The sequence below is a fragment of the Acetobacter oeni genome (genome assembly GCF_011516825.1).
GTDB lineage: Bacteria > Pseudomonadota > Alphaproteobacteria > Acetobacterales > Acetobacteraceae > Acetobacter > Acetobacter oeni.
The window spans coordinates 48,314-69,063 of the sequence record NZ_WOTA01000010.1 but is presented as its reverse complement, the minus strand read 5'-3'; the positions used below and the strand labels follow the sequence as shown (position 1 = coordinate 69,063).

The window sequence follows — 20,750 nt, the reverse complement described above, 5'->3', positions numbered from 1 at the left end:
ATTTTTCATTCTCAGACCGAAGATATTGCAAAGTTTCGAGACGCTCACGAAGAAATACACGAGCGTTTCACTGATCTCCGATGTCGCTATGTTTCGCGGAACTATCATTCTGCCCGGGGTCGTGAGTTCGCAAGGCAGACTGTCTGACAATCAGATAATGATACGGCAGTGCCCGCTGTAATCGTTATTCGTATGACCGCGCGACAGACGGGAACTGACACATAATGGATCGCCAGCCCCCGATCAGCCGCCAACAGCCCCCGCCACCAGCTCCGGCGTCAGAATCTGCGGAAGCACATGCCCCTCCCCATGCGGCGCGTAATAAACATACAGCGGTACTCCGTCGCGCCCATGCGCCCGCAGAAACGCCGTGATCGCACCGTCCCGGTTCGTCCAGTCACCCTTGAGATAAACAACCCCGTGCTGAGCAAAAGCAGCCCGCACCCGCGCGCTGTTCAGCGTGACACGCTCATTGACCAGACAGGTGATGCACCAGGCCGCCGTCATGTCGATGAAAACAGGCCGCCCCTCCGCCCGGAGCGCGGCCAGCCGCTCCGCCGAAAAAGCCCCGGCATCCGCCGCCACACCGCCAGTCGTCGCGGAAGCCGGCGATGAAGCCCCGGAAGGCAGCAGCGGCAGCAGCGCAACCGGCGCCAGAGCCACCAGCAACGCCGCCACGCGCAACCCCCGCGTCACGTTGTAAGACGCCCGCGACCGGGCCGTCACCGCAAGCCACCCGCTGAAACCGAGCGCCAGCAGACCCGCGCCAAGAACAAGCGTCGCGTCCCCACCGCCCTGCCGCGTCAGAACCCAGGCAAGCCAGACACAGGTCGCCAGGATTGGAAACGCCAGAACCTGCCGGAACAGATCCATCCACGCGCCCGGCTTCGGCAACAGCCGCCCGAAACCGGGAATGACAGCCAGCAAAAGATAAGGACTGGCCAGCCCGAGCCCCATGCTCAGAAAAATGCTCAGGGCGAAAACCGGAGGCGCCGCAAGCGCCCCCGCAATCGCCGCACCCATAAACGGCGCCGTGCAGGGCGTTGCCACCAGAACAGCCAGCAGCCCCGTCAGAAAATCCGACAGCAACCCGTGACTGCGGGAAATCAGCGACTGCCCCGCACCGATCACCGGCAACTCGAAAATCCCCAGCATCCCGAGCGAGACGGCAAAAAGCAGCCAGCAGATGGCCGCGACAAACCCTTCGGACTGAAACTGAAACCCCCAGCCCGCCGACAGTCCCGCATGACGCACCATCAGCGTGGCGCCTCCCAGCACGGCAAAAGTGGCCAGCACCCCGGCCGTATAAGCCAGAGCACTCTTTACCCGGGCCTCTTCCGAGCTCATCCGCACGACGGCAAGCGCCTTCATTGCCAGAACCGGAAAGACGCAGGGCATCAGATTCAGAATGGCCCCGCCCAGAAACGCCAGCACGGCAAGCTGAAACCAGCCGCCCGGCACTTCGCCCGCATCCGGCGCGACAGCCGGACGGGCCGAAGCCACCGCGCCCCCCGGCACAGGCCGCGCCAGGATGTTCAGCGCGCTCTCCTGCCCCGCCGCATCCCGCAGCACGACAACACCGCCAAGCGACGCGCCCGCATGAAAAGCATCCTGCGGCTTAAGAGCCAGCGTCAGATGACCCGCCCCGATGGTCAGCTTCTGCGGCGCGATCTGACTGACGACACCAGGCGTATCCGGAATAAACCACGCATCGCTCACATCCCGCGCCGAAAGCCCCGGACCGGACAGCCCGAGCCTCCCGTCCGGCGCTATCGTGGCGGCAAACGGCGACGGAAGCGGACGCGCCGCATCGGCCCGCGCAAATAACGGCGCCTGCGCGGACGGCGCCACAGGTCCGACGCCCAGAGTAAGGTGGAAATCCCCCTCCTCCGGCACGCAGACCGCCGCGCAGACCAGCCACTCCGCATGTGCCGTCACCGCAACAGCGCCGGCCTCCGCCTGACCCGCGCCCGGCGTGAGACTGACCGGAAGCAGCACATCCCCCGTATAGCCATACGACATCAGCGGCCCGTCCGGCAGCCGTCTCGGCGTCGGCCAGTCAATGGCATCGGCCTTCCCGGATGCCGCCGCCGAAAGCGTCACCACCAGCGTCGGCGCCTCCCCGGCATCGCCCGGATTGCGCCAGTACGTGTGCCATGTCGGCCGGAGATGCAGCAGCAGCCCGAACCGGATGGAATGCCCCGGCTGAACCGTGTCACTGTCACTGACAAGCGTCACGGTGTCGCGTTCGGAGGTGACAGCCTCGCTCTCCGCGCCCCGCACCGGCCCGGACACGGCCAGCAGCAGACAGATGACAGCCGGCAGAACGCTGCAAAGAGAAAAAAGACGACGGAAAGAAACTGCGGTCTGGCGCAAGGCGGATGTCCTGCGAAAAGAGAGGAAACAGGGAAGGGGCGGGACTCTATACCGGGGCGGGACGAAGCGAACAGAGAGCATATCGTTCCCCCGTGATCGGCAACAAGGTGCCTTTGCCCGGGTCCGGGCGGTGCCCCGCACCTGCACCTGAAAGGCTCTGTCCGCCCTAACTGTCGATACGTGATTTTTCCACAGGATCAGTTCCGGCCAGAGGCTCTGCCCGAACCCGGCAGGAACCGCAGGCCCCTGCACCCCGATTTGTTGATGATATAAACAGGGTTCCAAAGGCCCGGCCTCTGGTGGGTTTCAGGGCAACGCCCTGAGATAAAGTCGTCGTACTTAACGCGAACAGAGCCCCCGAAAAACACCCCGCCCCGACGCGCCCGGAAAGCCCCCGAACCATCCCCCGAGATTGTCGTCCCGCCCTGACCGGGTCATAACCCCGCCCATGACCTCCGGTTCCCCCTCCGGCCCCGCCGCCACGGTCGCGGCCCTCATGTCCGCCCCGGACGACGACCTGCCCGTGCGGGCCTGCCTGCCCGCCCTCGCCGCCTCACTGGAGCAGACGCCAAACGCCGTCCTCGTGGCCCCGCCCGGCGCGGGCAAAACAACCTTGGCCCCGCTGGTCCTGCTCGGAGCCGGATGGCGCCCGGAACGCAGCCGGATCATCATGCTGGAACGCCGGCGCCTCGCCGCCCGCGCCGCCGCGCAGCGCATGGCCAGCCTGCTGGGCGAGCCGGTCGGACAGACCGTCGGCTTCAGAACCCGGCTGGAATCCGCCGTCTCACAGGCAACCCGGATTGAGGTGGTGACGGAAGGCCTCTTCCTGCGCCGCCTCCTGTCAGACCCGATGCTGGACGATGTCGCCTGCGTCATCTTCGACGAAATCCACGAACGCTCCCTGGACGCAGATCTCGCCCTCGCCTTCGCGCTCGACCTCCAGCAGGACCTCCGCCCGGATCTGCGCCTGCTGGCCATGTCCGCCACAGCCGACACAAAAACCCTGTGCGACCTCATGCGCGCGCCCGTGCTCGAAAGCCAGGGTCGCCAGTTCCCCGTCACGGTGCGCCACGCGAAACGCGATCTCGCCTCCGCCCGCGACCTCCCACAGGCAGCGGCACAAACCGTGCGCGAGACCCTGTCCGGAACCGAAGGCGACCTCCTCGTCTTCCTCCCCGGCACCGGCGAAATCCGCCGCACCGCGCAACTCCTGGACGGCGTCCCGGCCCTCGTCCTGCCGCTGCACGGAGAACTGCCGCCCGGTGAGCAGGCCCGCGTCCTCGCCCCCGAACCGGACGGCCGCCGACGGGTCATCCTCTCCACCTCCATCGCCGAAACCTCCCTCACCGTCCCCGGCGTGCGGATCGTCATCGACGGCGGCTTCCGTCGCGCCCCCCGCTTCGACCCCGGCGCCGGACTGGCCCGGCTGGAAACCATGCGAATTTCCCGCGCCGCCGCCACACAGCGGTCAGGCCGCGCCGGACGCGAGGCCCCCGGTCTGGGCATCCGCCTCTGGACGGAAGCCACCGGACGCGGAATGGCGCTGCACGACCGCCCGGAAATTCTCGACGCCGACCTCTCCGATTTCGCTCTGGCCACCAGCCTCTGGCGCGAGGCGATGGGCGGCGAGGCCACCTCCCTGCGGTTCGCCGACATGCCCCCCGCCGGAGGCCTCGCCGCCGCCCGCGACCTGCTCGTTCTCCTCGGTGCGCTGGATACGGAGGGCAAACCAACGGAAGCCGGACGACGCATGGCGGCGCTGGGTACCCACCCGCGCCTCGCCGCCCTCCTGCTCGCCGCCCGGACCCCGCCCGAAGCCGCCCTTGCCGCCAACCTCGCCGCTCTGCTTGAAGAACGCGACCCGCTGCGTCCCCGCCCGGGCGGCGCACGTGGCGGACCGCCCCCGATCCCGCCCGCCGACATCGCCCTCCGGCTCGACCTGATCGCCGGTGGCGACCACCCGGACGCCGATCGTGGTGCGCTGGCCCGGATCAGACAGGCCGCCGGACAGTTCCGCCGCCGTCTGCGCCTGCCCGCCAACCTGCCGCCCATCGGAGACGCCGCCGCCCTCATCGCCGCCGGCTTCCCGGACCGCATCGCCCAGGGACGCGGCGAATCCGGCAGCTTCCGCCTCTCCGGCGGCGGAAGCGCCCGAACAGGCCGCGCGGACCGTCTCGCCGATCAGCGCCTCCTCGCCGTCGCCTCGCTGTTTCTCCGGAAAAGCGCCGAAATTCGCCTCGCCGCCCCGCTCGACCCCGATGCCCTGCCGGACGCGCTGCTGAAACGGGCCACGGAACAGGTGGAAACCGCGCTGGACACCGTGACCGGCTCCGTCATGGCCCGCCGCCGCCTCAGAATCGGCACTCTCGTGCTGCGTGACCGCACGGAAACACTGAAAAGCGAGGACGCGGAAAGCCTGCTCCTGGCCCAGGCCGCCGCGTCGCTTCAGACCGCTTTCACCTGGACAGACACCGCCCGCCAGTTCCAGGCGCGGGTGGCCCTGAAACGCGTCCTCCCCGGACACGAAAACCTCCCCGACCTGTCGGACGAGGCGCTCGCCGCCACCGCCGGAGACTGGCTCCCGCCCTGGCTGGCCGGGCTCACCACACTCGCCGGGCTGAAGGAACTGGACCTCGCCGCCCTCCTGCGCGCCCGCCTGACCCACGCCGATCTCGTCGCACTGGATCGCGATCTCCCGACCGAACTGGCGCTGAAAGGCGGTCGCGTGAAAATAGATTACACCGAACCCGTCCCGATCGCCGCCGCCAGAGCACAGGTCTTCTACGGAACGATCGAAACGCCCCGTCTCGCCGGCGGTCAGGTGCCGCTCCGGCTGGCGCTCCTGTCACCCGCCGGACGCCCCCAGGCCCTGACAGCGGACCTGGCGGCTTTCTGGACAGGCGGCTGGCCCGATATGAGACGCGACATGCGCGGACGCTACCCGCGCCATGACTGGCCCGAAAACCCCGCCGTCGCCGAACCGCCCGCCCCACGCCCGCCCCGGACCCCAGGCGGAAAGCCCGGCAAAGCCCCAAAACGGTGAGGAGTCAGGGACACAGCGCCCGTGGAAACAGTCTCCGCGCCGCCGTGGGGCATTGCGCTTCATTCGTGTTATGATCAGACACTATCTTTTCGTTATGAGAACTGCACCCCGCTGATGCCACCGAATACTCTCCGACGACCCGAAGCCCGCTGATGGCGCATTGCCGTCGTCCCGGCCGGGGACTCACGCTGGCCTGCGCCACCCTGACGCTCCTTGCCTCCGGCGGCGAACCGGGGCCGGGTCTGCTCATCCGGTCAGCCCGGGCCGAGACCGCCCCGCCTCCCACAGCCGCGCCCGACGCTCCCCCGACAGGCCTGCCCCTGGTTTCGGGTCTGCCCGTCACATTCGCGCCGCTGGTGCGTAAAGTCGTCCCCGCCGTGGTGAATATCGCCGTCACCCGCGATATGGACCCGGCCTCGGACCGCCATCTGCACGTCCTGCCGGATGTCAGAGGCACCCCGCTCGAACGTAAATTCCGCGAGCGCCTCCGCCGTCATGGCGAGGAAATGCTCGGCGCCGGCTCCGGCTTCATCGTCGATCCGTCCGGCGTCATCGTGACCAACAACCATGTGGTCGGAGACGCCAACAACATCACCGTCTCCCTCGCCAACGGGCACGAACTCCCCGCCCGGGTGCTCGGCAGCGATGACCTGACCGATATCGCCGTCATCAAGGTCGAAAGCCTGACGCCGCTGCCTTTCGTCCGCTGGGGCGACAGCCGACACGTCCAGGTCGGCGACTGGATCATGGCCGCCGGCAATCCGTTCGGCCTCGGCTCATCGGTCTCGGCCGGCATCGTCTCCGCACGCGGCCGCGACATCGGCGCCAGCCCGTTCGATGACTTCCTGCAACTCGACGCCCCCATCAATCCCGGAAATTCCGGCGGCCCGACCTTCAACATGAACGGCGAGGTCATCGCCATCAACACCGCCATCGTCTCGCCCACCGGCGGCTCGGTCGGAATCGGATTCTCCATCCCGTCCGAAATCGTGATCCCGGTCGTCGAGGCGCTCCGCACCCAGGGACGTATTGATCGCGGATGGCTCGGCGTCACGCTGGAAGACGTGGACGGGCAGGACGGCTCGCGCGTCGTGGATCTCGACAAGGGCGGCCCGGCTCAGAAAGGCGGCGTCCGTAAAGGGGACTTCATCACCACGGTCGGTGCCGACCGGGTCGAAAACGCCCGTACCCTGATCCGCGTCGTCGCGGCGGCAAAGCCGGGAACCGTCCTGCCGCTGACCGTCCGGCGCAAAGCCGCGACCGTCGTGCTTCAGGTGCCTATCGGTGCCCGCCCGGCGGATGACGGACGGGATAATGATGGCGATGACCAGTAAAAAAGTGACTCATTAACACGACCTTGTTACCATATCCGGGCTGCCGGGCGATTTTCGCATAGCTGATCGCGTGTGAAGCATGACGGGAACGCTTGATCTTGCGTGTCCATTTACGCACATACTGTATCCGGAACCTTATGAGCGCCGGGCCTTCCGGCCCGCGCGCCTTTTTTTTTCACGTCGACAGGAGCTGACCATAGCCAGACCACCCATTCCCGCTCCCCCAAGCCGGGAGGGACCCCGCGTCAACGAGGAGATCCGTATACCCCAGATCCGCCTGATCGATCAGGACGGAGAGATGCAGGGCGTCATGTCAACGCGTGATGCTCTGGCCCGCGCTTACGGCGTAGGGCTCGATCTGCTGGAAATAAGCCCGAACGCCGAGCCGCCCGTCTGCAAAATACTTGATTACGGCAAGTACAAGTACGAGCAGCAGAAAAAGCGGAACGAAGCGCGGAAAAAGCAGAAAGTCATCGAAATCAAGGAAGTCAAGGTTCGTCCGAACATCGACGAAAATGACTACCAGGTGAAGATGCGCGCCATGAAGTCGTTCATCGGCGAAGGCGACAAGGTCAAAGTGACCCTGCGTTTTCGTGGACGCGAAATGGCCCACCAGGATCTCGGCGTGAAAGTTCTGGAGCGAATCCGCACGGAAATGGACGAAGAGGCAAAGGTTGAGCAGATGCCCCGGCTTGAGAACCGTCAGATGGTGATGGTCCTCTCCCCCCGCTGATTTCTGCGACCCGGCCCGAGAGAACGAACCCCGGAATGTTCAGTCATTCCGGGGTTTTTTCATGGCGATTTCAGTTTGCCCGGCCTTAAACACCGCTACCGTTAAAGGATGCTTCTCAGGGCTTTGCCCTGAAACCCACCAAAAGCCGGGGACCTCCGGAAACCCGTCTGTTTATTAACAAATCAGGGTGCAGGGGCCTGTGGTCCCTGCCGGGTCCGGGCAGAGCCCGCTACCCCGCCGCCCGGGGCAGCCGGATCACAAACCGGGCGCCAAGAACATGCCCCTGTCCGTCCGTGCGGTTCTCAGCATGAATCGTCCCGCGCAGCGCCTGAATAATCTGCCGGCTGATGGACAGACCAAGCCCGGAATGCTGCCCGAAATTCTCCGATTTCGGGCGCTCGGAATAAAAACGGTCGAAAATCGAGTCGATCTTGGCCTGCGGAATGCCAGGCCCCTCATCGGACACCGCAATCTCCACCATCTGCCCCTCGGGATGAGCCTCCAGAAGAATATACCCCTCCGGCGGCGAAAACGAGATCGCATTCCCGATCAGATTCCGCAGAACCTGAACCAGTCTGTCCTCCAGCGCCAGAACACGCAGCTCATGACCAGCTTCATCACCCGCGATCGACAGCCGGATCTGCGGCTGATCCGGCTTGCGGGTCGACTGATGAATTTCCGCCAGAAGAGACAGTAGCGGCGTAATGGCAACCGGAGTCGCCTGCGCCCGGGACAGCTCCGCATCCAGCCGGCTGGCATCAGAAATGTCGGTAATCAGACGGTCAAGCCGGCGCACATCGTCGGCAATGATGGTCAGCAGACGCCGCTGCCGCTCTACATCGTCAATCCGCAGAGAGGTCTCGATCGCCGAACGAATGGAGGTCAGCGGGTTCTTGATCTCATGGGAAACATCCGCCGCGAACCGCTCAATCGCATCCATCCGCGTCCAGAGCGCCTGAGCACTGTCCTGCAACGCCCGCGCCACATCGCCGATCTCATCGCGCCGCCCCAGCAGCACACTCGGTACCGTGCCGGTCCTCCCCGAACTTTCCCGCATGACATGCGCCGACCCCGCAAGACGCAGAAGCGGGCGGGCAATGGTCAGCGACAGATACCAGGACAGCATCGCCATGATCGCCATCGCGAGCAGGAACAGCGACAGAATGGAAGAGCGGATCTTGAACAGCGACGTATCGACAACCTCACCCGTCCGGGTGAGCTGAATCACGCCAACCGTCTGCCCGTCATGAATGACCGGCTCCGCAACGGTGATGACAAGCGTGTGATCGCGCGTCCGCCGGATATACGGCGGCGCTTCCGTATCGTCATGCCCGACATCGCCACCCCGCCGCGAACCGCTGTCCCCGTCGGAAGGAAGCGGACTGTCATCCGCGCCCCCTACCAGCGAATCGAGAAAACGATGAAGAAAACTGTTCCGCGCCTGCGCCGGCTGATGCCCCGTAACGCTCTCAGCCGGAGGCGTCTGCTGATCAGGCGGCACAGGCGGCCCGCCCGCCGGGCGATGCGCAAGCTTTTCCTGATAACTGTCGGCAATCAGCTGCCCGTCCGGCGCATAAACACGAGCATCTGCCATGGGACTCGGCTCGCTCAGCCGCAGAAGCAGCGGCCGCGTCAGAGACGGCTCAAGCACATAGGCGCCACCCGGAAACGTAACCCCGCGCCGGTTCCGCGCCGCCGGATTGATCGAAACAGCACTCTGCCCAAGCGCGCCCGCATAAATCTTCGCCTGCTCCCGCAGCGCATTCACCTCGGCATCCAGCAAACTGTTCCGGAACTGGTTGAGAAACAGCAGCGTCAGACCGAAAACAATCAGCGGCAGCGTGTTGACCAGCAGAATCCGGCGCATCATCGGCGAAATGAGACGCCGGCCCGACGCATCGAGCAGATCCGACGGTGTGTCGGACGGATGCGGAATAAACCCCCGGAATGTCTTCCCCGCCTCGCGAAGCCAGACCGTCAGCCGGGTCAGAACCCCGGCCCGCGCAATACGGCCCTCCGTCAGCGGCGCCTCCACGCGCAGACCGGCGGTGCGGAAATCATCGTCCCCGGGATCAGGGTTCCCGTCAGACACGGTCAGAAGCCGGAAATGCAGAAATCCGCGGCGGCCCGACTGCTCATGAATGCCCCCCGCTCATCGCTCACTCTTCCTTATAGCGATAGCCGATACCGTAAAGCGTCTCGATCTGATTGAACGCCTCATCAACCTGCCGGAATTTCTTCCGCACCCGCTTGATGTGGCTGTCGATCGTCCGGTCATCGACATAGATGTTGTCGCCATAAGCCGCGTCGATCAGCTGATCGCGGGATTTGACCAGCCCCGGACGCGCCGCAAGCGCCTTGACCAGCAGAAACTCCGTCACGGTCAGCGGAACATCCTGATCGCGCCACTGGCTGCGGTGACGCGCCTCGTCCAGACTCAGACTGCCCCGGACAAGCAGGGAGCCGGTGCTCTCACCCGCCGCCTCGGCCCGGTTGACCTCGTTGCGCCGCAGAAGCGCCCGGATGCGCTCGATCAGAAGACGCTGGGAAAACGGCTTCGTAATGTAATCGTCCGCGCCAAGCCGAAGACCCATCAGCTGATCGACCTCCTCATCCTTCGAGGACAGGAAAATGATCGGCAGACTGGACCGGGCGCGCAGCCTCTGAAGCAGCTCCATGCCGTCCATGCGCGGCATCTTCACATCCAGAACGGCCAGATCGACCGGGCGGGCGTTCAGATCCTGCAATGCCTGCTCACCATCCGTATAGGTCCGGACCTGATAGCCCTCGGCTTCCAGAGTCATCTGGACGGAGGCCAGGATATTACGATCGTCATCAACCAGCGCGATCGTCTGTTTTGTCGTCTCCGTCACGTATCCTCATCTCCTGATAAAGACGACCCGCCGGTTTTCGGCGTGCCGGTCTGCCCGACGACCCGGCGGACCGCCGGCAGGTGCCCTGCGGGCAGAACCATAGCGCCGGCAACGCCCCCGGACCATGGGGTCGCCTCACAACGGTCTGACTGGCATGCATGAATGAGAGTTGGGGTTTTGTGAAGAAGCAGCTGAATATGACCCCCGCGTTCATCGGACGGAACAGAGCGGACCGCCTGTCCGGTCACCGCCGGATGGCGAAACTGCAACATAACCGGCCCTGAAGACGTCATGTTTTCTTCATGCGGCGTTCTTGCGGGCCGGGATCGGGATGCCTAATTTCATTACCATGATGAATACGACAGAAAATCACGAGGCCGGATCGTCGGCGGATCACGTTGAGACCGGTCATACAGAGCAGACGCCCCCACAGGCCTCTTCTCCCGAGAACGCGGACAGCACCGATCAGGTGATGGGCGCCGCAAGCGTCCGGATCAGAGAGCTCGAAACTCAGCTGAACGAGGAACACGACAAGTGGGTCCGCTCGGAAGCGGAGATGCAGAATCTTCGCACCCGGACAAAGCGCGAGCTTGAGGACGCCCGCCAGTACGCCGTGCAGAAATTCGCCCGCGATGTCGTCGAGGCAGCCGAAAACCTGCGTCGTGGCCTCGCCAGCCTGCCAAAGCCCGCGGAAAACGAGGACAGCATCATCACCAAGATGCGGGAAGGGATCGAGGGCACCGAGCGCTCCTTCCTCTCCATCCTCGAACGGCACGGCGTGGTCTCGCACGACCCGTCCGGTCAGACGTTCGACGCCAACCACCATCAGGCGATGGCGGAACAGCCAAGCGAAGAACACCCGAACGGAACGGTCATGCAGGCCTGGACCCCCACCTGGACCCTGCACGGCCGCCTGCTGAAACCAGCCATGGTAGTCGTCGCGAAGAACGGAAACGGCGAAGCACAGTAAGCAGCCGGACGGAAACCGGTTTCGCGGGCAAAAGACCCTTGAAACCCGTTCCGGCGGTTCTTACATCGGTGTAAGCTTAAGGCGGGCCGGGTCTGAAAAATGACAGGGGCCGCAGCAATGAAGGGCAGCGTCGGGTGCTTCGGGCCGGATGATGCCGCTGAGTGGAGAGAGAATACATGAGTAAAGTTATCGGTATCGATCTCGGTACAACCAACTCCTGCGTTGCCATCCGTGAAGGCAACGAAAACCGGGTGATCGAAAACAGCGAAGGCGCCCGCACGACGCCGTCCATGGTCGCTTTCACCGAAGGTGGTGAAATGCTGGTCGGACAGGCCGCGAAACGCCAGGCCGTCACCAACCCGACCAACACGCTGTATGCCGTAAAGCGCCTTATCGGACGTCGCTTCGACGATCCGACCGTCCAGAAGGACAAGGAGCTGGTCCCCTACGAAATCGTTAAGGGTGACAACGGCGACGCATGGGTCGAGGCTCGCGGCAAGAAATACTCCCCGTCGCAGATCGCCGCTTTCGTCCTGGGCAAGATGAAAGAAACCGCCGAGTCCTATCTCGGTGAGAAAGTGACGCAGGCCGTCATCACCGTCCCGGCCTACTTCAATGATGCCCAGCGTCAGGCCACGAAAGACGCCGGCAAAATCGCCGGTCTCGAAGTCCTGCGCATCATCAACGAGCCAACAGCGGCAGCCCTGGCTTACGGCCTTGAGAAGAAAAACGGCGGCACGGTCGCTGTTTACGATCTCGGCGGCGGCACGTTCGACGTTTCGATCCTCGAAATCTCCGACGGCGTGATCGAGGTGAAGTCCACCAACGGTGACACCTTCCTCGGCGGTGAAGACTTTGATAACCGCATCATCGATTTCCTCGCGAGCGAGTTCAAAAAAGATCAGGGTATCGATCTGAAGTCCGACAAACTGGCTCTGCAGCGTCTGAAAGAAGCAGCGGAAAAAGCGAAGATCGAGCTGTCCTCCTCCAAGGAGACCGAGATCAACCTGCCGTTCATCACGGCGGATGCGTCCGGCCCGAAACATCTCGTGGTCAAGCTGAGCCGCGCGAAGCTCGAAAGCCTGGTCGATGATCTCATCACCCGTACCATGGAGCCCTGCAAGGCGGCTCTGAAGGACGCGGGCCTGTCAGCCTCCCAGATCGACGAAGTCATCCTCGTCGGCGGCATGACCCGCATGCCGAAGGTGATCGACGAAGTGAAAAGCTTCTTCGGTAAAGAGCCTGCCCGCAACGTGAACCCCGATGAAGTCGTAGCCATCGGCGCGGCCATTCAGGGCGCGGTCCTGAAAGGCGACGTCAAGGACGTCCTGCTGCTCGACGTCACCCCGCTGTCGCTGGGCATCGAGACGCTGGGTGGCGTGTTCACCCGCCTGATCGATCGCAACACGACGATCCCGACGAAGAAAAGCCAGACCTTCTCGACCGCGGAAGACAACCAGAACGCCGTGACCATCAAGGTCTATCAGGGCGAACGTGAGATGGCGGCCGATAACAAGCTGCTGGGCAACTTCGACCTGCAGGGCATTGCTCCTGCGCCGCGTGGCGTGCCGCAGATCGAAGTCACCTTCGATATCGACGCCAACGGTATCGTCTCCGTGTCCGCCAAGGATAAGGCGACCGGCAAGGAGCAGCAGATCAAGATCCAGGCTTCCGGTGGTCTGTCCGATGCCGACATCGACAAGATGGTGAAGGATGCCGAGGCAAACGCAACGGCTGACAAGGCGAAGCGTGAGCAGGTCGAGACCCGCAACAACGCCGAAGGTATGGTCAACCAGGTCGAGAAGTCTCTCAGCGAAGCCGGCGACAAGGTTCCCGCCGCGGATCGCACCGAGGCCGAAAGCGCCATCGCAGCCGTGAAATCGGCTCTCGAAGGCACGGACTCCGAGGCCGTGAAATCGGCTTCCGATCGTCTGACCCAGGCCGCGATGAAAATCGGTGAAGCCGTCTACAAGGCCGGTCAGGAAGGCGCAGCTCCTGGCGCAGCCGAGGGTACCTCCGCCGGCGGCGCGCATGCCGACGATAAGGTTGTCGACGCGGACTTCGAAGAGATCAACGACAAGAAGTCCTGAGCGGCACAGCCCTCTGCCGGCCGGACATTTCGTCCGGCCCCCGTTCCCGGAGACAGATATGTCTCGCGGGTTCAGGGCGCCCGCTCTTTTCCAGGAGCGGGCGCTCGTTTTTTTGTCCTCCCGACGCATAGTGAAGCGTCCGCGACCGGAGGCCGCCTGCGAGGAAATCCATGGCCACGAAAATTGATTATTACGCCGTTCTGGAAGTCAGCCGGGAGGCGTCATCCGATGAATTGAAAAAAGCGTATCGTAAACAGGCCATGAAATATCACCCGGATCGTAATCCGGGAGACGCCGCGGCGGAGGCCCGCTTCAAAGAAATCAACCAGGCCTACGATGTCCTGAAAGACGAACAGAAACGCGCCGCCTATGACCGGTTCGGTCATGCCGCCTTCGAAGGCGGCGGCGCCGGCCCCGGTGGCTTCGACTTCGGCGGCGGTTTCGCCGGAGGCGGCGGTCTGGGCGATATTTTCGAGCAGATGTTCGGCGATATGATGGGCGGTGGCCGCCGCGGCGGTGGCGGCGCACGTCGCGCCGGCGCCGACATTCAGGCGCAGGCCGAGATCACGCTGGCCGAAGCCTTTGCCGGCGTAAAGAAATCCATCACCATCAATACCCGCGTGATGTGCGAATCCTGTGAAGGCACAGGCTCGAAAGACGGTGAATCCGGCGTCAGCGTCTGCCCGAGCTGTCACGGCGCGGGCAAGGTGCGCGCCCAGCAGGGCTTCTTCGTCGTCGAGCGCGCCTGCCCGACCTGCCACGGCGCGGGTAAAGTCGTCAAAGACCCGTGCCCGGCCTGCCGGGGCGTCGGCACGATCCAGAAATCCCGCACGCTCGAAGTGGCCATCCCCGCCGGCGTCGAGGACGGTATGCGCATCCGCCTGACCGGCGAAGGCGAGTCAGGCGGCAAAGGCGCCGACCCTGGCGACCTCTATGTCCACGTCGCCATCCAGGCCAGCGACCTCTTCCAGCGTGACGGCTCGAACATCTACTGCCGCGTGCCGCTCCGCATGTCCCAGGCCGCTCTCGGCACAGAAATCGAAGTGCCGGTCATCGACGGCGGTCGCGCCAGCGTGAAAATCCCCGCCGGAACGCAGAGCGGCGAACATTTCCGCCTGCGCGGCAAAGGTTTCTCGGTGCTGCGGTCTTCCGCCCGTGGCGACATGTACATTCAGGTCACCGTGGAAACACCACAGCACCTGAATAAACGTCAGCGTGAACTTCTTGAGGAATTTGAAAAAGAAGCCGGCGAGAACATCAAAGGCAGCCCGGAACATGCCGGCTTCTTCAGCCGCGTGAAGGATTTCTTTGAAGGTAAGAGCTGACCGGGTCGTAGGCTTTTACAGGGGACGCTTTTCTCAGGGCTTTGCCCTGAAACCCGCCAAAGGCCCGGGTCTTTGGAAACCGGTCTGTTTATAAAACGGTGCAGGGGCCTTTGGCTCCTGCCGGGTCCGGGCACAGAGCCCGGTTCCAGACCCCGCCATCGGTTCAGTGCGGCACCACCTGCAAACCGTTATCCTGAGCCTGAGCCTGCGCCGGCAACGGCAAAGGCACCTGCCCCGTCATCGTCGGTTTCCTGACAACCGGAACCGGCGCCGCCTCGGACTCCTCCGTCGCCGGATTATCTTTCGATTCCTGCCCCGCCAGCGGGTTCTTCGTCAGAATCCGCTGAACATCCTGCGGATAGCGATTCATCAGCGCCAGCAGCGTGCCATTGGTCCAGCCAAACCCGATCTGCATCGGATACTCACCCCCGCCGGCACCCCCGGTCGGACTGATATCCTGCGCGACAACATCATACTTCTCGTAAAGAACACCACTTTTCTCGTAAGTGCCGATCACCCGCGCCATCCAGCGCTGTGCAATCTCCTCCGCCAGCGCATCCTCGCCATACTGGTTGAGACCCTTGATCGCCATCCACTGCAAGGGCGCCCAGCCATTCGGTGAATCCCATTGCTGCCCGCTGACGACATCGGTCGCCGTCAGACCACCCGTTTTCAGCAGCTTTTCCCGCAGCGTCTTCGCAATGGTATGCGCCTGATCGTTCGTCGCCATCCGGAAGAACAGCGGCGCCGCCGTCGCGCCGGACAGCACATCGCTGAGCTGCTCCGTCTTCCAGTCATAATCATAGAACGCACCACGCTTTTCGTCCCACAGAACCCGGCGAATGGCCGCAATCCGCTGCGCGGCGTCTTTCGCATAACGATCCGCCGACGCCCTGTCGCCGGTGATCGCGTAAGCTCTGGAAAGCGTCTCCGCGAGATGCGCAACGGCACAGTTCATCTCGACCGTTATGAGATCCGTCGTGATGATCGTGTTCAGCGTATGATGATCAGCCAGCCAGCGGGACGAGAAATCCCAGCCGGTCTCTGACCCGCCGCGAAGATCACGCCAGACCTCGCCCGCTGGCCGCTTCGTGGACGCCGCCGTGGCAATGTCCTGCGGATAGCTCTCGTCACGCGGCGTATCCAGATCGTCCCACGGACGCACCATCAGCGTGCCGTCCTTCAGACGCACGGCATGACGCCAGGCATGCCCGGGCTCGAGCGTCGCCGCGCCATCCACCCAGTAATCATATTCACGCTGCAACTCGGGCAGAAACGTTTTGTACGTGTTCTGACCATCATGCGTCGCCAGCAGATCGATCATCAGCGCGAAAAAAGCCGGCTGCGACCGGCTCAGATAATAAGTGCGACTGCCATTGGGGATGTGACCGTAACGGTCGATCAGCGAAGCCAGATCCTGCAATGTTGTCCGCAGAAGATCGGTCCGGCCATCCTCATTGAGACCAATCATCGTGAAATAGCTGTCCCAGTAATAGATTTCGCTGAACCGCCCGCCCGGAACGACATATTTCTCGGCAAGCGGCAGAAGCGAGGACCATGGCTGCGGCGTGTCCGGCGGCCGCGTCAGCACCGTCCACATGCCGGAGATGTAATCCCGCACACTCTCCCCCGGCTTGCGCTGATAAGCCGCCGAGACAAAAGCCGGAATCGTGAAATAGGTCGCCACGAACGTCTTGAGATCGAAACCCGGATCGTTCTTCTGCGCCCGCCAGGCCGTCAGAATCTCGGACGGCGGAAGGCTCGGATAAGCATCCGCCGCCGCCTTGGCATCGGTGAAAATCCTCGCCTCGCCAATCGCCGCGAACAGGCCGTCCAGCGCGATCGAAGGCGGCCGCAGATCCTGAGACGTATCGACGCGTACGGTCGAATACGAAGCCGGGACCACCGTCGGATGGAGCAGAATAACCGGGGCCACGGGAGCGGTCTGCCCCACCACGGTCTGCGTGACCTGCGTCGGTTCAGCAGCCACCGACTGCGCGCGGGCATCCGGCGCCAGTCCCGCAGCCCCGGCCAGAAGCAGCAGGGCCAGAGCGGGACGAGCCATTCCGGGCAGGAAAACAGCACTGAAAACAGGCAGGCGAGCCAGCAGCGAACGGTGCGAATTCAGCAGCCTCAAAAACTATCCTTTCCAGTCCCCGGTCGGCCCGACCTCGGGATTAAAGCGGTTGAAATCCGTCCGGGTTTTCCGGTGCGCGGGAAAATCAGTTATGACACAGGAGTGTATCCGGGTGGTGAATCCTGACAGACCACCCAATATGTTACCCAGTTTTTTCGGAGTCGGTTCTTCCGGCTCCGCCTCTCCGGGAGTTTTGCTCATGTCGTCCTCAGCCTCAACCCCGACCGCTCCCGGCCCTGACGCAGTCGCATCGGAGACACGCAGCCGCCGGTCATCTGTCGAAGGGCTGGGGCCTCTCGCCGCCACCGATGAACTGTTCTTCGGACGCAGCGGCGCTCTGCTCAGCCGGGACGAAGCCGCAACCATCACGTCGCAGGTGCTGAACGGCATGGATGACGGAGAGCTGTTCCTCGAATACCGCGAGAGCGAAGGCCTGTCGCTCGATGACGGCGTGATCCGCTCCGCCTCCTTCAACACAAGCAGCGGCTTCGGCCTGCGCAGCGTGCTCGGCGAGGAAACAGGGTTCGCCCACTCCGACGAAATCAGCGCCGTCTCCCTCCGCCGCGCGGGAGAGACCGTGCAGCAGGTGCGTAACGGCCGCTCCGGACTCATGGCACCGCCGCCCCGCCCGACAAACACCCACCTCTACACCGAAATCAATCCGCTCGACGGCACCGATTTCGTCAGACGCGCCAGCCTGCTCGGCGAAATCGACGCCTATGCGCGCGGCCTCGATTCCCGCGTCGTGCAGGTCATGGCCTCGCTCTCGTCCGAATGGCAGACCGTCCAGATCGTCCGCGCCGATGGTGTCCGGGTCGCGGATCTCCGCCCTCTCGTGCGCCTCAATGTCAGCATCGTCGTCGAACGGGACGGACTGCGCGAAAGCGGCTCGCACGGCTTCGGCGGTCGCTACAGCGTGGCGAAACTGCTGGAAGAAGACGCATGGCGCGGCGCCGTGGACGAAGCCTTCCGCATGGCCATGATCAGCCTGGACGCAAAACCCGCTCCCGCCGGGGAAATGGAAGTCGTGCTCGGCGCCGGCTGGCCCGGAATCCTGCTGCACGAGGCCGTCGGACACGGGCTGGAAGGCGATTTCAACCGCAAGAAAACCTCCATGTTCTCCGACCTCATGGGCCAGCGCGTCGCCAGCCCGGGCGTAACCGTCATCGATGACGGCACCCTCCCCGACAGGCGCGGCAGCCTCACCGTCGATGACGAAGGCACCCCAACCGGTCGCACCGTCATGATCGAGGACGGTATCCTCACCGGCTTCATCCAGGACCGCCTGAACGCCCGCCTCATGGGCGTCGCCCCGACCGGAAACGGCCGCCGCCAGTCCTACGCCCACGTCCCGTTGCCCCGCATGACCAACACGCTGATGCTCGGCGGCAACGCAACAGCGGACGAGATGATCGGCTCCGTCAAACGTGGCCTCTACGCCGTGAATTTCGGCGGCGGCCAGGTGGACATCACCTCCGGCAAGTTCGTGTTCGCCGCCTCCGAAGCCTACATGATCGAGAACGGAAAGGTGACATACCCCGTCAAAGGCGCGACCCTGATAGGCAACGGCGCGGACGCCATGAAAACCGTCTCGATGATCGGCGCCGATGTCGCGCTCGATCCCGGCATCGGCACCTGCGGCAAGGCCGGGCAGGGCGTACCCGTCGGCGTCGGCCAGCCAACCCTGAAAATGACCGGCCTGACCGTCGGCGGAACAGGCACCTGACCGCCCGGTCCCCGCACCCGTCCCCGGGCTCGGAGCGAGCCGGTCCCCCATGAGAGCAGAGCCCTTCTGACCTATGAAGCTGAACGTCTTCGTCATGAACGGCTTTCGCGCCGACAGCAGTACAGCCGGCAACAGCACGACCGCTGACGGCACGGCCTCCGGCTTCGGCAACGCCATGCCCGGCCTCTCCCCCGGCGCGATCATCCTGCAACCGGCCCTGCGGACCCTCGCTACCCTCCTCACCGTCCTCCTCCCCGTCCTGCTGTTTCGCGCCCGCGCCATGGCCGACGCCGATCTGTCCATCGTCGCCATGCTGTTCCTGGTCCGCAGCGCCCTGCTGCGCGACTGGTCCTGGCTCCGTGCCCGCTGGATGCAGTGCGGCCTCGCCTTATGGGGCCTGATCTCCCTCTCCTCCGCCCTCGCCGGACCCGCCGCCTCCTTCGTCCAGGGCCTGCTCACCCTCCGCTTCTTCGTCTTCTGCGCCGCCCTCGCTTACTGGGTGCTGACCGGCCCCCGGGCACAGCGGGCGCTCGGTGCCGTCTGCGCCTTTCTCGCCATCTGGACGATCCTGGAATGCTGGGAACAGTATCTCACCGGCACCAACCTGTTCGGTGACCCGCGCTGGGGAGACGGCGCCCTGACCGGCCCCTTCGTCCACCCGAAAGCCGGCAGCGCCCTGCTGATGGTCCTGTTCCCCGGCCTCATGCCGGGCATCCTGACACGCCTGCAAAAAACCGACCATCGCTCCCGCCTCACCGGCGCCGCCCTGCTCCTGCTCTCCGTCGTCACGATGATCCTGATCGGCCAGCGGATGCCCACCCTCCTGACCTGCGTCGGACTGCTGCTCACCGCCCTGCTGGTCAGACCGATGCGCCTGCCCGTCCTCGGCGCCTTCGTCCTGGGTGCCGCGCTCCTCGCCGCGCTCCCGGTCGTCTCGCCACCCACCTACGCCAAGCTGGTGCTGAAATTCAGCCACCAGATGAGCCACTTCGCCTCCAGCGATTACGGCCAGCTCTTCGGCCGCGCCAGCGCCATGGTCGCCGCCCACCCCTGGCTCGGCGTGGGATTCGACGGCTTCCGGCTCCACTGCCTCGATCCGCAATATGTCCACGACATGAAGCTGCTCGGCATCCCCTATATCGCGCCGCCGGAAGCAGGCTGTAACCTCCACCCGCATAATTACTACCTCCAGGCCGCCACAGCCGCCGGCCTGCCCGGCCTGCTCCTGTTCATGGCAATGGCGCTGTGCTGGCTGCGACTCATCGCCCGTCCGCACCTCCCGGCCCACGGCGCGGAGCGGGTCTCGGATGTCCCTGCGACCGTCCCCGCCACCCCGCGCAACGCCATGCTTCTGGTCGCCTGCTGTGTCCAGCTCTGGCCCCTGGCCAGCACCAGCGCCCTGTTCTCCGTCCCGCCTGCCGGATGGCTGTTCCTCACAGCCGGATGGGCGCTGGCCGCCTCAGGCGCATATCTTCGCCCCGGCCCGCCCTGAAAGCATGTCCCTGAAAGCACCGTCTTCCCGCCCGCAACCGCATAACCAAAGCAGCCCGTCCGTGACAACGACATACAGCCTTAAAGGCGAAAGACCCGGACCATGATCCCCCGCTACACCGACCACGCGGCGAACGAACGCACCTTTCTCGCCTGGGTCAGAACCGCCCTCGCCATCATCGCGTTCGGCTGCTTCCTGGCAAAATTTGACCTGTTCCTGCGTCTCGTCGCCCATATCCCGCCCACGCATCTGACAGGCGTCGGCCCGCGCGGCCCGGCCTCCCTGCTGGGCGCGGCCCTGGTGGCCGCCGGCACGATCCTGCTGCCCGCCGCCCTGTGGCATTACCTCGCCGCCCGCCGCGATATCCTCTCGCCGGATACACATTCCGTCGGCGTGAATCCGCTCAGCATCATCCTTGTCTGCGTGCTGGGACTGGTCGGAGTCTTTGCCTTCATCATGCTGCTGACCACCTGAACACCGCCGGCAGGCAGCAGAGTTCTCAGGGCTTTGCCCTTAAACCCACCAAAGACCCGGGTCTTTGGAACCCCGTTTATTTATCAACATATGGAGTGCCGGACCCTGCGGTCCCTGCCGGGTCCGGGCAGAGCCCAGGTTCATGAAAGCAAACTGTTCTCCTTGCATTTGTTCCTT

The 20,750-nt window shown here is 64.3% G+C and carries 14 protein-coding genes; 9 read left to right on the top strand and 5 right to left on the bottom strand.

The window, feature by feature from the left end:
* Positions 1 to 243: 243 nt before the first annotated feature.
* Positions 244 to 2,376, bottom strand: a complete 2,133-nt coding sequence (locus GOB90_RS08460) for a protein-disulfide reductase DsbD family protein (RefSeq protein WP_307724810.1) — start codon at positions 2,374 to 2,376, stop codon at positions 244 to 246.
* Between the two features lie 496 nt (positions 2,377 to 2,872).
* Between GOB90_RS08460 and hrpB the strand changes: the two genes are divergently transcribed.
* From hrpB to infC, 3 genes are all read left to right on the top strand, one after another.
* The gene (gene hrpB, locus GOB90_RS08455) at positions 2,873 to 5,419 is read left to right on the top strand and encodes an ATP-dependent helicase HrpB (RefSeq protein WP_173572008.1); all 2,547 of its coding nucleotides are present in this window, start codon (positions 2,873 to 2,875) and stop codon (positions 5,417 to 5,419) included.
* A gap of 152 nt (positions 5,420 to 5,571) precedes the next feature.
* The gene (locus tag GOB90_RS08450) at positions 5,572 to 6,753 is read left to right on the top strand and encodes a S1C family serine protease (RefSeq protein ID WP_146892617.1); all 1,182 of its coding nucleotides are present in this window, start codon (positions 5,572 to 5,574) and stop codon (positions 6,751 to 6,753) included.
* Between the two features lie 211 nt (positions 6,754 to 6,964).
* The gene (infC, locus tag GOB90_RS08445; RefSeq protein ID WP_146892626.1) at positions 6,965 to 7,486 is read left to right on the top strand and encodes a translation initiation factor IF-3; all 522 of its coding nucleotides are present in this window, start codon (positions 6,965 to 6,967) and stop codon (positions 7,484 to 7,486) included.
* A gap of 229 nt (positions 7,487 to 7,715) precedes the next feature.
* On the opposite strand, the gene GOB90_RS08440 is transcribed toward infC, so the two are convergent.
* The 3 genes from GOB90_RS08440 to GOB90_RS08430 form a co-directional block, all read right to left on the bottom strand.
* Complete coding sequence (locus GOB90_RS08440) at positions 7,716 to 9,356, bottom strand: ATP-binding protein (protein WP_146892623.1); 1,641 nt, start codon at positions 9,354 to 9,356, stop codon at positions 7,716 to 7,718.
* 289 nt (positions 9,357 to 9,645) lie between these two features.
* Entirely contained in the window at positions 9,646 to 10,359 is a 714-nt protein-coding gene (locus GOB90_RS08435) for a response regulator transcription factor (RefSeq protein ID WP_146892615.1), read from the bottom strand.
* Positions 10,356 to 10,652: a hypothetical protein gene (locus tag GOB90_RS08430; protein ID WP_173572003.1), complete on the bottom strand. Its 297-nt coding sequence runs from the start codon at positions 10,650 to 10,652 to the stop codon at positions 10,356 to 10,358. The genes GOB90_RS08435 and GOB90_RS08430 overlap by 4 nt, the downstream gene beginning before the upstream one ends.
* Positions 10,653 to 10,708: 56 nt before the next feature.
* Between GOB90_RS08430 and GOB90_RS08425 the strand changes: the two genes are divergently transcribed.
* The 3 genes from GOB90_RS08425 (at position 10,709) to dnaJ (ending at position 14,744) form a co-directional block, all read left to right on the top strand.
* Complete coding sequence (locus GOB90_RS08425; protein ID WP_146892613.1) at positions 10,709 to 11,329, top strand: nucleotide exchange factor GrpE; 621 nt, start codon at positions 10,709 to 10,711, stop codon at positions 11,327 to 11,329.
* 176 nt (positions 11,330 to 11,505) lie between these two features.
* A complete protein-coding gene (gene dnaK, locus GOB90_RS08420) occupies positions 11,506 to 13,419 on the top strand; it encodes a molecular chaperone DnaK (protein WP_146892610.1) in 1,914 nt (637 codons plus the stop codon).
* A 170-nt stretch (positions 13,420 to 13,589) separates the two neighbouring features.
* Positions 13,590 to 14,744 (top strand): molecular chaperone DnaJ, encoded by a 1,155-nt coding sequence (gene dnaJ / locus GOB90_RS08415; protein ID WP_146892608.1) that lies wholly within the window; start codon positions 13,590 to 13,592, stop codon positions 14,742 to 14,744.
* 163 nt (positions 14,745 to 14,907) lie between these two features.
* Here dnaJ and treF read toward each other — a convergent pair whose 3' ends face one another.
* Positions 14,908 to 16,809: an alpha,alpha-trehalase TreF gene (gene treF / locus GOB90_RS08410; RefSeq protein ID WP_146892621.1), complete on the bottom strand. Its 1,902-nt coding sequence runs from the start codon at positions 16,807 to 16,809 to the stop codon at positions 14,908 to 14,910.
* Positions 16,810 to 17,080: 271 nt separating this feature from the next.
* Here treF and tldD point away from each other — a divergent pair, with 271 nt between their 5' ends.
* The 3 genes from tldD (at position 17,081) to GOB90_RS08395 (ending at position 20,573) form a co-directional block, all read left to right on the top strand.
* A complete protein-coding gene (gene tldD / locus GOB90_RS08405) occupies positions 17,081 to 18,607 on the top strand; it encodes a metalloprotease TldD (RefSeq protein ID WP_146892606.1) in 1,527 nt (508 codons plus the stop codon).
* A gap of 73 nt (positions 18,608 to 18,680) precedes the next feature.
* Complete coding sequence (locus GOB90_RS08400; protein WP_242011891.1) at positions 18,681 to 20,099, top strand: O-antigen ligase family protein; 1,419 nt, start codon at positions 18,681 to 18,683, stop codon at positions 20,097 to 20,099.
* Between the two features lie 102 nt (positions 20,100 to 20,201).
* Positions 20,202 to 20,573, top strand: coding sequence for a YidH family protein (locus GOB90_RS08395; protein WP_173572002.1), 372 nt, complete (start codon positions 20,202 to 20,204; stop codon positions 20,571 to 20,573).
* The last annotated feature ends 177 nt before the right edge of the window (positions 20,574 to 20,750 follow it).

Excerpts from the sequence above, each read along its gene's own strand:
- dnaK (WP_146892610.1), top strand. The coding sequence starts at position 11,506 with ATGAGTAAAGTTATCGGTATCGATCTCGGTACAACCAACTCCTGCGTT.
- treF (WP_146892621.1), bottom strand. The coding sequence starts at position 16,809 with ATGGCTCGTCCCGCTCTGGCCCTGCTGCTTCTGGCCGGGGCTGCGGGA.
- GOB90_RS08440 (WP_146892623.1), bottom strand. The coding sequence starts at position 9,356 with ATGATGCGCCGGATTCTGCTGGTCAACACGCTGCCGCTGATTGTTTTC.
- GOB90_RS08400 (WP_242011891.1), top strand. The coding sequence starts at position 18,681 with ATGAAGCTGAACGTCTTCGTCATGAACGGCTTTCGCGCCGACAGCAGT.
- GOB90_RS08425 (WP_146892613.1), top strand. The coding sequence starts at position 10,709 with ATGATGAATACGACAGAAAATCACGAGGCCGGATCGTCGGCGGATCAC.
- hrpB (WP_173572008.1), top strand. The coding sequence starts at position 2,873 with ATGTCCGCCCCGGACGACGACCTGCCCGTGCGGGCCTGCCTGCCCGCC.
- tldD (WP_146892606.1), top strand. The coding sequence starts at position 17,081 with ATGTCGTCCTCAGCCTCAACCCCGACCGCTCCCGGCCCTGACGCAGTC.
- GOB90_RS08430 (WP_173572003.1), bottom strand. The coding sequence starts at position 10,652 with ATGACGTCTTCAGGGCCGGTTATGTTGCAGTTTCGCCATCCGGCGGTG.
- GOB90_RS08395 (WP_173572002.1), top strand. The coding sequence starts at position 20,202 with ATGATCCCCCGCTACACCGACCACGCGGCGAACGAACGCACCTTTCTC.
- GOB90_RS08450 (WP_146892617.1), top strand. The coding sequence starts at position 5,572 with ATGGCGCATTGCCGTCGTCCCGGCCGGGGACTCACGCTGGCCTGCGCC.
- dnaJ (WP_146892608.1), top strand. The coding sequence starts at position 13,590 with ATGGCCACGAAAATTGATTATTACGCCGTTCTGGAAGTCAGCCGGGAG.